This window comes from Mesorhizobium sp. M8A.F.Ca.ET.161.01.1.1 (genome assembly GCF_004792105.1).
Taxonomy (GTDB): domain Bacteria; phylum Pseudomonadota; class Alphaproteobacteria; order Rhizobiales; family Rhizobiaceae; genus Mesorhizobium.
On record NZ_SRTD01000261.1, the window covers coordinates 1 to 334 of the forward strand.

Genomic DNA, 334 nt, shown 5'->3' on the forward strand with positions numbered 1-334 from the left:
GAAATACGGCAGGCGCCCGTAAAATGGGTGCCTAAATGGTTACCGTTCTACCCTGCTCTTGCGCGGGACGGTTTGTCGGTGATGTTGGGGCAGATGCTCGTTGTCGCATTGTTTTTCTGCCTGCTGAGCTTTCTAAGCCGAGAAACCCCATCTGGTTCCTGTGAGCGCCGTAAGTCGACAACACTTGCAATTTCGAGCCGCCAAGCTCACATTGATCTGATGATTTGGGTGGAATCGGAGGTACTGGATGACCGATCAACCGGATGTGCAGCAGGCTAAAACCGCTTCACGCGACAGCTCCACCGTTATCGATCTCCGTGAATACAAGAAGAAC

The 334-nt window shown here is 52.7% G+C and carries 1 protein-coding gene; it reads left to right on the forward strand.

The genetic code is table 11. The annotated features are described in order from the left end of the window. Positions 1 to 279: hypothetical protein (locus tag EN804_RS37790; RefSeq protein WP_210237392.1), on the forward strand; the 279-nt coding region annotated here is incomplete at its 5' end. Positions 280 to 334 lie beyond the last annotated feature (55 nt).